Genomic DNA, 13010 nt, shown 5'->3' on the forward strand with positions numbered 1-13010 from the left:
GCTTGAAGCGCGCGCCGTTCGACGCGCGTTCTGCTCTGCGCCGTCCGGAGCCGGGTGGGTGCCGGGTGCCTGGTGTACGAGTGATGGGGGCTTGGGATGTGGCTCAGCGCTTCCGCCGCCGATGCGGCGGTGGCGGACAGGTTCGAGTGGTTCAACGACATCGTCGCCAGCTCCCTGATCCCCGTCGGACTGCGCAGCGACCACGCGGGCGCCTTCGAGGCCGACGTTTCCGTGCTCGACCTCGGCGCGGTGCAGGTGTCGAGGTTCTCCCACGTGTCCCTCGACTCGAAGCGCACCGCCGCGCACATCCGGCAGGGGGACCCGGAGCAGTACCAGCTGGCCCTCGTGACGGGGAACCCGATGTGGATCTCCCAGCAGGGCAACGACTCGGGCCTGATCGCCGGTGACCTGGTGCTCTGGAACAGCTCCCGTCCCCAGGTGGCCGGCTGCGGCGGCGAGGGCGGCCGGTCGAACTCCGTCATCCTGCACCTGCCCCGGACCGCCCTGCCCCTGCGGGCCGAGCAGATGGACCGCCTGCTCGCCACGCGCATCTGCGCGCAGACGGGCCTGGGCGCGATCCTGGCCGGCTTCCTCACCACGCTGACCACCCACGGCGCCGACTGCCGGCCCGAAGACCTGGCCCGGATGGGGCGGATCGCCCTGGACCTGACCGCCGCCTGCCTCGCCGATCAACTCGGCACCCCCGGCGACCTGCCGGCCGAGACGCGGGCGCGGGCCATGCGGGAGCGGATCGACACCTTCATCGACGACAACCTCACCGACCCGGGCCTCACCCCGCACGCGATCGCCGCCCACCACGGCCTCTCCCTGCGGACCCTGTACGAGCTCTTCCGCGACCGGGACGAGAGCGTCGCCGCGACCGTCCGCCGACGCCGGCTCGAACGGTGCCGCACCGATCTCGCCCGCCCCGAACTGCGCGGCCACCCCGTCCAGGCGATCGCCGCGCGCTGGGGCTTCGCCAGCGCCTCCGGCTTCAGTCGCACCTTCCGCGAGGTCTACGGCATCACCCCCACCGAGTACCGTGACCACGCCCTGCACGGTCTGCCGGACGGCCCGTCCTGCCTCGGCGCACGCAACACCAAGGAATCCCGCACACTTCGGATACCCCGGCAGGCCAAGCGCTCCTAGGCTCCTGCCCTACAGGCATCGGCCGTGATCGACGAGGGTGAGGGGCTCCTCCGAAGAACAGCACAAGCCGGCGACCCGCTGCTCCCGGAGCCACCCGGAGGAGGCCTGCGGCACGACACGCCCGGCGCTCGGAAGGCCGCGGCCGACCGGTCGCCGAGCCAAGTGCCGAAACCCTTCGGGTGATCCACTACGCTGATCCGCCGAGACCGGGCCGCGTGCGGGCCGGCGCCGGGCGGCCACGGGGCCGGCGGTGCCGCCGCCGGGCAGGTCGCGGACGAGCGAACGCAGGCAGGAACGGGGGCGGTTGTGGCGGGGTACACGGTCAGACCGGACGAGTTGGACGGCGCCGGCAAGGCGGGCAAGGAGGTCGCCGGGCAGCTGCGCGGGGAGCTCCCGGGCTACACGCAGGAACACTACTCGGACCCGAAGAGCGCGGACGCGCCGAGCAACGGGTTGTACGGCTGGAAGGTCGGCAGCGCCGCCGACCGCTGCTGGGACGTGTGGCACACCCACCTGACCAGGCTGGCCGGCCAGCTGGAGGGCGCGGCGGGCAACCTGATCACCACTGCCGAGAACTATCGCAAGGCCGAGCAGACCGGCGTCCTCCGGCTCGACGGCACGCCCGGGGGTGCACAGTGAGCGAGGAGGTGTACTGGAACAAGCTGCTCTACGCCGACGTCAGCCACCTGCACGCCGCAGCCGACCGGTGGGAATCCGTTGCGCAGAAGCTCACCCATCACGCCGCCGACTGGCGCGCCAAGACCCACCAACGGGTGCTCGACTCCGGCTGGACCGGCGACGCGGCCAGCGCGGCCGAGGCGCAGCTGGGCGTTTTGGAAGGCCAGTTGAAGAACTGTCAGCAGGAGATCGAGAGCATCCGCCTGCGGTTCCGCAATGCCGCCGACGACCTCCTGCTCCTGAAGGCCGACCAGGCCGCGCTGAAGCACGACTGCGAGGCCCAGGGCTTCTGGCTGTTCGAGTCGAACGGCCGGCTGCCCCAGGTCCGCATCAAGATGGAGGACGACGCGAGCGGCTCCCCGGGCATGGTGGGGAACGACCCGGAGTTCCAGAGGCAGCTGAGCGCCCTGAAGGCCAGGCGCCCGGAGATCGAGCAGAGGATCAAGGAGTTCGACGAGCGGATCGGTGGCTCCGACGAGCGTTGGGCGAGCAGCATCGACCACCTCGCCGACGCGGGCCAGAAGGACACGGTCGACGACCGGACCGCGTCGGACGACTTCCTCCACAGCCAGTGGAACAGCGTCATCCCCCCTGAGATCCAGGACAACAAGGACCCGAAGGCCTCCGCGGACTGGTGGAACTCGCTGCCCGAGAGCACCCGCCAGCAGCTGCTCAAGGACTTCCCCGGCGTGATCGGCAACACCGACGGCATCCCGGCTCAGGACCGGGACGCCGCGAACCGGCTCTACCTGCCGCAACTGCGCGAGCAGATGGCCACCCAGCTGGCCGGCGGGCACCCCGACCCCGGGGTGACGCAGGCCAGGCTGGACGGGCTGAACGCCCTGCAGAAGCAGCTCGACACGCCGTCCAACCCGCCGATGATGCTGCTCGGGGTGGGGGGCAAGGGCCCGATCGTGTCCTACGGGAACCCTGACCAGGCGACGAACATCGCCAGCTACGTCCCCGCCAGAGGCGGACTGGACGAGACCTTCGTCAACGGCGACCTCGGCTACGGCCGCCAGCTCGCGGTGGCCGCCCACCAGGCCGATCCCAAGACGTCCACCGCCACCGTGGTCTGGATGAACTACGACCCGCCGCCCCGGGTGGCCGCCACCTCGATCTCGATGACCGGCGGGTCCGGCGGGGGCGACGACGGAAGCCAGCCGTTCAGCCAGTTCCAGAACGGCCTGAAGGTCACCCACGACGGCCGGCAGCCCAACCTGACGGCGATCGGCACCGGCGACCACAACGGCACGCTGATGGGCGCCACCCAGGGCACCGGCTGGTCGGGCAACACCGTGGTGACCGGTGAAAGCGGCTGGTCGGAGGAGATGGAGGTGAGGAACGTCGCGCTGCGCACCGCCGCCGACGCCGATCTCGGCGACCCCGCCACCCTCAAGGCCACCGCCAATGTGGTCACCGGGCACGCCGACCGCAACAAGCCGATGGCGCCGAGGTGAGCGGGGGTTGGGCCGTGGCCCGGGGAGATCACGGGGCCGAGGACCAGGCGGGTGCCGCGAACCGCTGCGAGGCCCTGCTCCAGCACACGCTGGACGCGGTCCGGCCCGCGTTGACCTGGCAGCACGGTGCCCCGGCCGCAGGCGAGGTGATGCCCGGCCACGGGACGCCGGACGGCCCCGCCCGGTGGTACGTCAGCCGTAACCGCAACGTCCTGACGGTGATCTCGCCGGCCCGGCGCGGCGCCCTGCTCGGCGTGGTCGAGCGGCACTGGCGCCGCAGCGGATACACCATCAGCTCGGTCAACGCCGACCACGAGATGCCGGGGATCTACGCCACCGCCGTCGACGGCTACCGTCTGGGGCTGGACTTCGGCACCGCGGGAAACGCCTATCTGACGGCCACCTCGCCCCCGGTCGCCAGGGCCGAGCGGATCGGCCACCCGCCGGGCACTCCGGGCATCGCCCGGTACCCGGGAGGTCACGCGGACCTGGCGCCGGCGCCCTCGGCGTTCTGCCCGTTCTGGTCGGTCCGCGACGGCGGCTGAGCGCGGCGGTCACACCGCCGGCGCCCCACCGGTCGGCCGGGAGGGGCTACCCCCGCGGCACGGCGAAGTGGGTCAGCCCGGCCGACCCCGGGCGCAGCCGCGGCCAGGGCGCGGCCGTCGCGAGCACTGCGATGGCGCTGGTGGGGAACTTCTCCCGGATCCGGTCGAGGTCCGCGTCACGGGCCGCGGCGCCGGGGCCCCGGGATCACGGTCGGCCAGTGCCAGCACCAGTTCCGCCAGGACGGGCTGGTGACCGACCAGCAGGACCGTCCCCGCCGTGGGGGACACCGTGCGCAGTACGTCGACCAGGCCGTTCGCGTCGGCCTCGTACACCCGTGGGTCGTGGACGACCGGCGGTGCCTCCGGCCACTCGGCGGAGGCCAGCTCCCAGGTCTCGGCGGCCCGCCGGGCGGGCGAGCAGATCGCGTGGTCCGGTACCAGCTCGTGGTCGAGCAGCCAGCGCCCCGCCGCCGGCGCGTCCCGGAGGCCGCGGGCGGCCAGCGGTCGCTCCACGTCCCGGACGTCGGGCCACGCGGACTTCGCGTGCCGCAGCACGATCAGTCGCCACATACCCGCACCCCCGTCGTCATGCCCGTAACCTCGTCGTCCCGGTGATGCTCACCCGGCCAGTAGGCCACCGCGAGCGCCGGGCGCGCCAGCGCGGGGGTGTGCTCGTCACCCGGACGAGGTGCAGGCGGTCAGAGAAGTGCGCCGCGCCGCGCCCGTGCCCCCGGGGGTCGGGGGCACTCACCCCGCACCCGGGCCGAATCGTCGCCGGTACGCCGACGGGGCCAGACCCGTCGCCCGGCGCATCGACGCCCGCAGGTTCGCGGCGGTGCCCAGCCCGCTGTTCCGGGCGACCAGCTCGAACCGCGACTCGCCCCGCTCGATCAGCCGGCACGCCAGCGCCACCCGCTCCCGGGTCAGCCACGCCAGCGGGGTCGTGCCCAGCTGCGCCCGGAAGCGGCGGTGCAGCGTCGCCGGGCTGACCGCGGCGCGCGCGGCCAGGTCGGACACGGTGAGCGGCACGTCCAGCCGCTCCTGGGCCCAGGCCAGCACCGGCGCCAGGGACTCGTCCGGGACGGCGGGCACCGGTCGCTCGATGAACTGCTGCTGCCCGCCGTCGCGGTGTGCGGCGAAGACCAGCCGCCGACTGACCGCGTTGGCGACCTCCGCGCCGTGGTCGCGGCGTACGACGTGCAGTCCGAGGTCGAGCGCGGCTGCGCTGCCCGCCGCGGTGAGGATGTCGCCGTCGTCGACGAACAGGACGTTCTCCTCCAGGTGTACCGACGGGAAGCGCACCCGGAAGGCGTCCGCCCACTGCCAGTGCGCGGTGGCCCGGCGCCCGTCGAGGACCCCGGCCTCGGCGAGTGTGAAGGCGCCGCTGCAGAAGCCCACCAGCCGGGCGCCGCGGGCGTGCGCCCGCCGGACGGCGTCGAGCACGGCGGGTCGGCGCGGCACCTCGACATCGGGCCGGTTCGGGACGATCAGGGTGTCGGCGTCGTCGGCCGCCTCCAGGCCCGTGACGCCGGTGAGCGTGAAGAAGCCGTCCCGCATCGCCGTCCGCGGTTGTGGCGAGCAGAGCCGGAAGTCGTAGAGGTCCCGGCCGAGCTCCGGTCGGCGTAGGCCGAACACTTCGGTGGCGCAGCCGAGTTCAAACGGGTTGGAGTTCTCGTCCACGATCACGACGACCCGGTGGAGGTGTTCCCGGGCGGGCGGCTGAGAGGAATCATGCGGCATGTGCGATTCATAGCACTCGTCCCGGTCGCCTCGCCGCGCCAGGATGGGGTCCATGGACGACACGAGCGCCGCGAACCGCGAACCCATCTCCCTCGACGAGGCCCTGGCCTCGTTCGACACCCTCTGGAGCCCCCGCATCGTCACCAGCGTCAACGACTACGACGTGCGCGTCGCCAAGGTCAGGGGCGAGCACCTGTGGCACGCCCACGACGACACCGACGAGTTCTTCCTGGTCCTCGACGGCGAGCTGTTCATCTCCCTGCGCGAACCGGACGGCGAGCGCACCGTCCGCCTCCCGCGCGGCGCCGTCTTCACCGTCCCCCGCGGCACCGAGCACAAGCCCCACGCCCCGGGCGGCGCGGCCATCCTGATGGTCGAACCCTCCGGCACCCCCACCGTCGGCGACCGCCACGACCCCGTCCCCGCCCACGTGGACGCCAGCACGGGCCACCCCCTGACCCCCTGAGGCCGGGCCGCCGCGCCCCGGGCTGCTGCCCAGGGGGCCGTGAGGTAGCACGACCGCAGCCGGGCAGGGTGCCCGCCGCGTGGAGGACGCCGGCGCGCCGGACCGGTCGTGACCCGGCCCGGCTGCGATCCGATCGTGCTCCCGGCCTCGGGCCGGACCCGGGTCGGACTCAGACCCGTTCCCGGTGCGTGCCCGCGGTCAGGGCCCAGATGACGAAGACATCGATGGCGATCATGATGACCGACCAGAACGGGTAGTAGGGCAGCCACAGGAAGTTGGCGATCATGTTCAGGCCTGCGGCGACGACACCGAGGATCCGTGCCCACATCGCGCCGGTGAAGAGCACGAAGCCCGCCACCACGATGATGAGGCCCAGGATCAGGTGCAGCCAGCCCCAGCCGGTGACGTCGAACTTGTAGACGTAGTTGCCGGTGATGACATAGCGGTCGTCGTTGACGATGGCGCCGATCCCCTGGAGGACGGCCATCGCCCCACCGAAGATCATCAGGCAGGCTGCGAAGGCGGTCCAGCCGGTCGCGAACGGCTTCCGGCTGACACCCGCCGATCCACTGCTGACGTTGCTGGCCATGCTCTGGCTCCCTCGGAGAGATGCGTCGCCCGTTTCCGGGCCACCCGGTCGGAGGCCTCCCTCACCAAAGTGCCACGACCGCGATGCGGCTGCTACTCGGAGTTCGCACGCCCCGGCTCGCCGGCTCCGCAGGGGCGGCCCACCGGGGCCGTCCGCCGGGCCGTCCACCCGGGCGGCTCACTGTCCGTGCGGCCCCCGCGGCGGTTGCCTACGGTCGGACACGGCGCCCCGCACGGACGCCCCCGGCCTCGCACGAGGCGCGCACCGAGCATGACGACCCCTGGAGATGACCGGACATGCCCTCTACTTCCGATACCCCCGTCCTCGACACCCTCATGGCCATGACCGCCGACTCGATCGAGCGGTGCGGCATGGCCCCCGACATGATGATCCTCACCCGGATCGCCGCCCTGGCGGCGATGGACGCCCCGGCCGTGTCCTACCTCGCGCACGTCGAACCGGCGATGAGGGAGCACATGACCGCGAGCCAGCTGCAGGACGTGCTGGTCGCGATCGCACCGATCGTCGGTACCGCCCGGGTGATGTCCGCCGCGACCCACATCACCGAGGCACTCGGTGTCGCCATCGCCGTGGCCGAGGCCGACGTCGAGAACGGCATGTAGAGCGCCGCCACCCGGTCCGGCGCCGCCCGGGCGCGTGAGCCCCGGGTGGCGCCGGACTGCTGGTGGGCGCCGTCCGGCCGGCACCGCGGCCCTGCGACGTCCTCGGACGTCCGACGTCCCCGGGGCTCACTCCGGCTGCACGCCGAGGCGCTCGGCCAGGAAGGCGATGATCTCGTCCCGGGCCCGCACGGTGGGGTGGCCGTCCCGGTCGACGAGGTGTGCCGTGACGACACTGTGGGCACAACCGACGACGTCTCGGAAGAAGGACGGCGGGTCCGTGTTCGCCGATCCGGCGTCGAGCACGCGACCGTCGAACGCGTCCCCGAGCAGGGCCCGGTAGGCAGCGAACCGCCGGCCGGTGCACCACCTGTCGTCGGCGAAGCGATAGGCGAGGACCTTCAGTCCGTCCCGTGCCACGCGCTCGGCCACGGCAGCAGCGTCCTCGTCGCTGAGCTCCAGACCGCCGGGGTCGTCGAGCGGGAGCGACGGATGGTTGACCACCGGTGCGACGACGGCGGGTTCGAGAGCCATCGTCAGGGCGAAGTTGCCGGTGAAGCAGAGACCGACGGCGCCGACTCCTGGCCCGCCGCACTCGCCGTGTGCCAGGCGGGCGAGGCCGCGCAGCCACGCGACGACGGGGCTGGTACCGCCACCGGCGAACGCCCGGAACTCGGCGCTGACGCAAGCCCGTCGAGCGACGCTCCCGCCCTCCCCGGCGCGCGGATAGGCACCGTCGACGCCGAAGAGGGAGGGCAGGTACACGGAGAAGCCGGCGTCGCGCACCCAGCGCGCGAACCGCGCGACGTCGGGGCTGATGCCGGGCATCTCGGGCATCACGATGACCGCCGGCCCGGACCCGGAGACGTGCACGGTCTTGTCGACGCCTTCGATGCCGACCGATCTCGGCGAGAAGTCGTCCAGGGGGTCTCGCTGTCCTCGCATCAGTGTCATGACCGAGATGGTGCCGAGTGCCGGCCCCACCGAGAAGCGGCGGCATCGCCAGGTACCCCGGTAATATCGCCATCCGTTCGGAGGCGCCGGAGGAACCGTATGAGTCCACTGCGAGTCGGCGTCCTCGCCTACCCCGGCTGCTTCGCGTCGGAGGTGTACGGCGTCCCCGACCTCCTCGCGATGGCGACTCACGTCGCTGCGGCGTACGGGTCGGTCCAGCCGGCCTACGAGACGTCGGTCGTCTCGCCCCGTCGGCGGGTGATCGCGTCCGGCGGTTCGGCCCTCGACGTCTCGGCGGTGCGCCCGGTGGACGTCCTGATCGTGCCGGGCTTCGAGCTCTCCCCGGCGCTCGATCTGGACACGACGCTCGCGAACCTGCGTCCGGAGGTGGCCTCGATCCGCTCGCAGGCGGCCTCGGGGACCGCGGTCGTGTCGATCTGCGTGGGCGCCTTCCTGGTCGCCGAGGCCGGGCTGCTCGACGGCCGCGAAGCGACCACGTCCTGGTTGTTCGCCGATAGGTTCGCCCGCCGCTACGCCGACGTGCGCCTGCGTCGGGAGAACCTGGTCGTGACCGACCGGGGAGTGACGACCACGGCGGCCTTCGGTGCCATGTACGACTTCGCGCTGCAGTTCGTCCGGGAGCACGACGGCCCTCACGTCGCCCGCAGCACCGCCCGGATCGCCCTCGTCGACGACGCGCGCTCCACGCAGGCCCCCTATGCGGACCCGGCGCTCGTACCCACCGCGGGAAGGGAGTTCTCGCTCGGCGTCAAGCGGTGGCTCGACCAGAACCTCGGCGCTCGCTATGACCTGGCGGCCCTCGCCCGGGAGTTCCACGTGAGCACCAGAACGCTGCTCCGCCGCTTCGTCGCCGAAGCCGGCGAGACGCCACTCGCGTACCTGCAGGCGGTCCGGGTGCGCCGCGCCCGGCACCTGCTGGAGGCGACCGACAGGACGGTCGCAGGCATCGCCGCGGACGTCGGGTACCGCGACCCCGGGACGTTCAGCGGCATCTTCGCCCGACACACGGGGCGGCGCCCGACGGAGTACCGGGCACAGTTCCGTCGGCGCTGAAGCGGCCCGCGCCCCTCAGGCCGCAGCCGTTTGCAGCGGGATCCGTCGGCGGTTCCGGAATCGTCGATCGGGACTCGTCGAAGAATTCATTGCGAATTGAGTCCGGATGTGATCTGCGGCCATCCGAATCTCCTCCGTCGAGGCGCCGGACACATTCGACACGGGAAAGTCAACGTTTACTTTCACGGAATCGGTCTGCATAGTGTCTGGGCGAACCGAGAAGGGGGCTTTTCCTTGTCGCAGATCAGTGACAGCGCCGCACAGCAGGTGGAACTGGAACGGGCGCAGGTGTCCGTCATCGGCGGGCTCTTCGACGAGCGGCTCGCCGGGGCGCGGGCGCAGCTGGGGCAGGTGCTCGCGTCGGCGGCGGGCAGCGCGGGCGAGGTGTACGAGCGGGAGGTGGCAGCCGGGCGGCTGGCGGGGGAGGTGCGCAGGCTGGAGGGAGCCGAGGGCGGGCTGGTCTTCGGCCGGATCGACCTGGCGGACGGGACGGAGCTGCGGATCGGGCGGCTGGGCCTCCAGCGGGACGAGGACGAGCTGCCGGTGCTGGTGGACTGGCGGGCCGAGGCGGCCCGGCCCTTCTACGAGGCGACGCCGGTCCATCCGATGGGGCTGCGACGCCGCCGTCACTTGAGCATGACGGGCCGTACGGTGGTCGGGGTGAGCGACGAGCTGTTGGACGGCTCCGCTCCCACCGCCGGAGACATCGTCGGCGACGGCCCGCTCGCGGCGGCGCTCCAGGCACGGCGAACGGGGCGGATGGGGACGGCGGTGGCGACGCTCCAGGCGGAGCAGGACGCGATCGTCCGGTCGCCGCACCGGGGGGTGACGGTGGTGCAGGGCGGCCCGGGTACCGGGAAGACGGTGGTGGCGCTGCACCGTGCCGCGTACGTGCTGTACGCGTTCCCGAAGGCGGCCGAGCGCGGCGTGCTGGTGCTGGGGCCGAACGCGCGGTTCCTGGACTACATCTCCCAGGTGCTGCCCTCGCTCGGCGAGAACGACGTCGTCCTGGCGACGTGCGAGGAGCTGGCCGGTGTCGTGCCGGGCGCGGTGGACCGGTTCGACGCCGCCCGCCTCAAGGGCGGGGCGGCCCTGGCGGGTGCGCTGGCCGAGGTGGTCCGCGCGCGGCAGGCCCCGGGCGGGGAGTTCACGGTCCGGGTCGGGCAGGAGTGGGTCCGCCTGGAGGAGTGGGAGGTCGCCGAGGCGCGGAAGGCGGCGCAGGCGAGCGGTCTCGCACACAACCCGGCGCGCCGCCGGTTCCGGGAGTCGCTGGTCGACGCCCTGACGAACACGCTGGCGCGCGGCATGGCCGAGACGCTGGAGCGCATCGACGCGGAGGTCGCGCAACTCACCGGGGTCGACCTCGACCGGTTGGCGGCACGGGACCTGCGCAACCTCGGCATCGACGCCGCGCCCGCCACCGGGGCCGAGGAGTTCGACGCCGACGCCGTCCGAGCCGCCCTCCTCGACGACGCGCACGTCGACCGGGCCGTCGAGGACCACTGGCCGCGACTCGTGCCCGGAGACGTGGTCGGCGCCCTGCTGTCGGACGCCGATGCGCTCGCCACGCACCTGCCGCAGCTCACCGACGAGGAACGGGCCGTGCTGCTGCGCGCGCCCGGCGCGCCGTGGGCCGATGCCGACGTACCGCTCCTCGACGAGGCGGCGAGCCTGGTCGACGGCCCGCCCGAGCAGGTCTTCGGGCACGTCGTCGTCGACGAGGCGCAGGAGCTGACCGCCATGCAGTGGCGGACGGTCGTGCGGCGGTGTCCGGGACGGTCGATGACGCTGGTCGGCGACTTCGCGCAGGCGGGCCCGGCCACGGTCGCGCGGGACTGGAACGAGGCGCTCGGCCAGCCCGTCGGCGGGCGCTTCGACCTGCGGACGCTGACCGTCAGCTACCGGACCACGCAGGAGATCCTGGCCACCACCGGGGAACTGCTGAGCCGGATCGCGCCGGGCCAGCCGCCGGTCCGCTCGATCCGTCGTGGTGACGCGCCCCGCACCGTCGCAACGGCACCGGAGCGGCTCGTCACCGATCTCCTCCGCGAGCTGCGGGCGCAGGCCGCCGCGCACCCGGGCGAGCTGCTCGGGGTGATCTGCGCGGACGGAAGGACGGAGGAGCTGGCGGCCGCGGGGGTCGAACGGTACGCCCGGCTGGTACCGGCCTCCGAGGCGCGCGGCCTGGAGTTCGACGAGGCCGTCGTGGTCGACCCGGGCGGGATCGTCGCCGCCCGCCCCGCCGGCGAACGGGACCTCTACGTCGCTCTCACCCGCGCCACCAAGCGCCTGTGCACGGTCACCGTCCAGCCGGCCGGCGGGTAGGAGCGCGGGGTGCCGCGCAGGAAGTCGGCCGCCCGGCTTCCTGCGCGGCACCCGCCGGGCCTGGGCCGTGGCCAGGGACGCCGTCCGTGGCCTGAACACCTCCGGCGGCTCCGCTCGGCTCGAACCCGTCAGGTCACGCTGTCACCCACACCGTCGCCCACGCCGCCGCCCTGACCGCGCCTCACGAGCCGAGCGCCCGGAGGGGCCGGGGGCCTCCGCACGCCCCGGCGGCGGTGCCTCCCCTCGCGGCGGCCCTTCCCGGGTCGGGCCGGGAACGGCGGCGAAGGGCGGACGTCACCAGTGCATCAGCGCCGCCTCGCCGGCGCCCCACGCGGAGTAGATGCGGGCCCGCAGGAGGTAGTTGCGCCCCTGGAAGAGCTTGACGTCCAGGCGGGCGTTGCGGTCCTCGCCGCTGTCGTCCTCGGCGGTGACGTACCGCAGCTCGCCGTTGACCCGCTCGAACAGGGCCATCAGCACGTCGGCGTCCCCGAAGGTGCCGATGGAGTACTTGCGCGTCTCGGTCGGTGAGATCGCGAAATCGACCTGGTCGCCGACTCCGGTCGGGAGCTGCACGGATTCGCGGGGCTTCAGGAGGCGGGGCTGGGCGACGAGCGCCGGGTACCAGGCCAGAACGTCCTCCTTGTCGGTCGCCGACAGGGACAGCGGCTCGGGAATGCCCTGGAGACGGAGCTGCTTCGGCCGCCTGATCCATCCGGGCGAGATGGGGTACTCCATGACCGAGTCCTTGTCGAACATCGAGCCCTCGACCTCGGCCGGGTCCAGCTTGCGGATGATGTTGAAGAAGGTCGTGGCCCGGTCCCAGCGGTTGGGGGGCTGGGCGAGGGCCGCGTAGACCACCTCGTCGTTCCAGTCGATCCCGGCGTTCGGGTTCTGGTGCTCGTGCTCGAAGCCCAGGACGTGCCCGAGCTCGTGCAGCGCGGTGGCACGGCCGGAGGCGTCCGTCAGGTCCCAGCCGTAGCTGGTGGTGGGCTCGCGGCGCGGGACCTGCAGCACGTCCCGGCCCACGGCGGACTCCGACTTGTCCCCCTTGAAGCTGATCCGGACCTCGGCCTCCGAGCTGTCGTCCACCTCTCGGAAGTCCAGACCGATGCCGAGATCCTTCCACTCCGTGACGGCGTTGCGGACGGCGTCCGGCTGGCCGGGCGGGCGATCGGGGCCGCCGGTGTCGAGGAAGCAGTAGTGCAGGACGGTACCGTTCAGCCACCGTTTCCGAACGGTGCGTATCGCGCTGGCGCGAGCCGGCGCCAGGCCTAACCGGGGAGCCGGCGTTGCGGACGGTCTTACGGAACAGAACTTCGGCGCCGGATAGGCCGCCGCCATCTTGCCACCAGCCATGAGGAAACCCTCCCGTCTACGAACCACCGCACGAAAGCGGGCGGTTGAGGTCGC

The 13010-nt window shown here is 72.8% G+C and carries 13 protein-coding genes; 8 read left to right on the plus strand and 5 right to left on the minus strand.

Going from position 1 to position 13010, the window contains the following annotated elements:
- The first annotated feature begins 96 nt into the window (after positions 1-96).
- The 4 genes from ACF9IK_RS35285 (at position 97) to ACF9IK_RS35300 (ending at position 3832) form a co-directional block, all read left to right on the plus strand.
- Positions 97-1149: a helix-turn-helix domain-containing protein gene (locus ACF9IK_RS35285; RefSeq protein ID WP_395298132.1), complete on the plus strand. Its 1053-nt coding sequence runs from the start codon at positions 97-99 to the stop codon at positions 1147-1149.
- A 306-nt stretch (positions 1150-1455) separates the two neighbouring features.
- The gene (locus tag ACF9IK_RS35290; RefSeq protein WP_395298133.1) at positions 1456-1788 is read left to right on the plus strand and encodes a type VII secretion target; all 333 of its coding nucleotides are present in this window, start codon (positions 1456-1458) and stop codon (positions 1786-1788) included.
- Positions 1785-3287, plus strand: coding sequence for an alpha/beta hydrolase (locus tag ACF9IK_RS35295; RefSeq protein ID WP_395298134.1), 1503 nt, complete (start codon positions 1785-1787; stop codon positions 3285-3287). The genes ACF9IK_RS35290 and ACF9IK_RS35295 overlap by 4 nt, the downstream gene beginning before the upstream one ends.
- Positions 3288-3301: 14 nt before the next feature.
- The gene (locus ACF9IK_RS35300) at positions 3302-3832 is read left to right on the plus strand and encodes a hypothetical protein (RefSeq protein WP_395298135.1); all 531 of its coding nucleotides are present in this window, start codon (positions 3302-3304) and stop codon (positions 3830-3832) included.
- A 72-nt stretch (positions 3833-3904) separates the two neighbouring features.
- On the opposite strand, the gene ACF9IK_RS35305 is transcribed toward ACF9IK_RS35300, so the two are convergent.
- Positions 3905-4402, minus strand: coding sequence for a SixA phosphatase family protein (locus ACF9IK_RS35305; protein WP_395298136.1), 498 nt, complete (start codon positions 4400-4402; stop codon positions 3905-3907).
- Between the two features lie 177 nt (positions 4403-4579).
- Positions 4580-5572 (minus strand): GlxA family transcriptional regulator, encoded by a 993-nt coding sequence (locus ACF9IK_RS35310; protein ID WP_395298137.1) that lies wholly within the window; start codon positions 5570-5572, stop codon positions 4580-4582.
- 52 nt (positions 5573-5624) lie between these two features.
- On the opposite strand from ACF9IK_RS35310, the gene ACF9IK_RS35315 reads away from it, so the two are divergent.
- Complete coding sequence (locus tag ACF9IK_RS35315; protein WP_395298138.1) at positions 5625-6038, plus strand: cupin domain-containing protein; 414 nt, start codon at positions 5625-5627, stop codon at positions 6036-6038.
- A 169-nt stretch (positions 6039-6207) separates the two neighbouring features.
- Here the strand turns inward: ACF9IK_RS35315 and ACF9IK_RS35320 are convergent, their stop codons facing one another.
- A complete protein-coding gene (locus ACF9IK_RS35320) occupies positions 6208-6627 on the minus strand; it encodes a DUF7144 family membrane protein (RefSeq protein ID WP_395298139.1) in 420 nt (139 codons plus the stop codon).
- A 296-nt stretch (positions 6628-6923) separates the two neighbouring features.
- On the opposite strand from ACF9IK_RS35320, the gene ACF9IK_RS35325 reads away from it, so the two are divergent.
- Entirely contained in the window at positions 6924-7250 is a 327-nt protein-coding gene (locus tag ACF9IK_RS35325; RefSeq protein ID WP_395298140.1) for a carboxymuconolactone decarboxylase, read from the plus strand.
- Between the two features lie 126 nt (positions 7251-7376).
- Here the strand turns inward: ACF9IK_RS35325 and ACF9IK_RS35330 are convergent, their stop codons facing one another.
- The gene (locus ACF9IK_RS35330; RefSeq protein WP_395298141.1) at positions 7377-8201 is read right to left on the minus strand and encodes a dienelactone hydrolase family protein; all 825 of its coding nucleotides are present in this window, start codon (positions 8199-8201) and stop codon (positions 7377-7379) included.
- Positions 8202-8300: 99 nt separating this feature from the next.
- On the opposite strand from ACF9IK_RS35330, the gene ACF9IK_RS35335 reads away from it, so the two are divergent.
- Together ACF9IK_RS35335 and ACF9IK_RS35340 are read left to right on the plus strand one after the other, a co-directional pair.
- A complete protein-coding gene (locus tag ACF9IK_RS35335) occupies positions 8301-9275 on the plus strand; it encodes a GlxA family transcriptional regulator (RefSeq protein WP_395298142.1) in 975 nt (324 codons plus the stop codon).
- Between the two features lie 234 nt (positions 9276-9509).
- Positions 9510-11600, plus strand: coding sequence for a HelD family protein (locus tag ACF9IK_RS35340; RefSeq protein ID WP_395298143.1), 2091 nt, complete (start codon positions 9510-9512; stop codon positions 11598-11600).
- Between the two features lie 294 nt (positions 11601-11894).
- Here ACF9IK_RS35340 and ACF9IK_RS35345 read toward each other — a convergent pair whose 3' ends face one another.
- Complete coding sequence (locus ACF9IK_RS35345) at positions 11895-12956, minus strand: hypothetical protein (protein ID WP_395298144.1); 1062 nt, start codon at positions 12954-12956, stop codon at positions 11895-11897.
- Between the last annotated feature and the right edge of the window lie 54 nt (positions 12957-13010).

Source organism: Kitasatospora hibisci (assembly GCF_043950205.1).
GTDB classification, from domain to species: domain Bacteria; phylum Actinomycetota; class Actinomycetes; order Streptomycetales; family Streptomycetaceae; genus Kitasatospora; species Kitasatospora hibisci.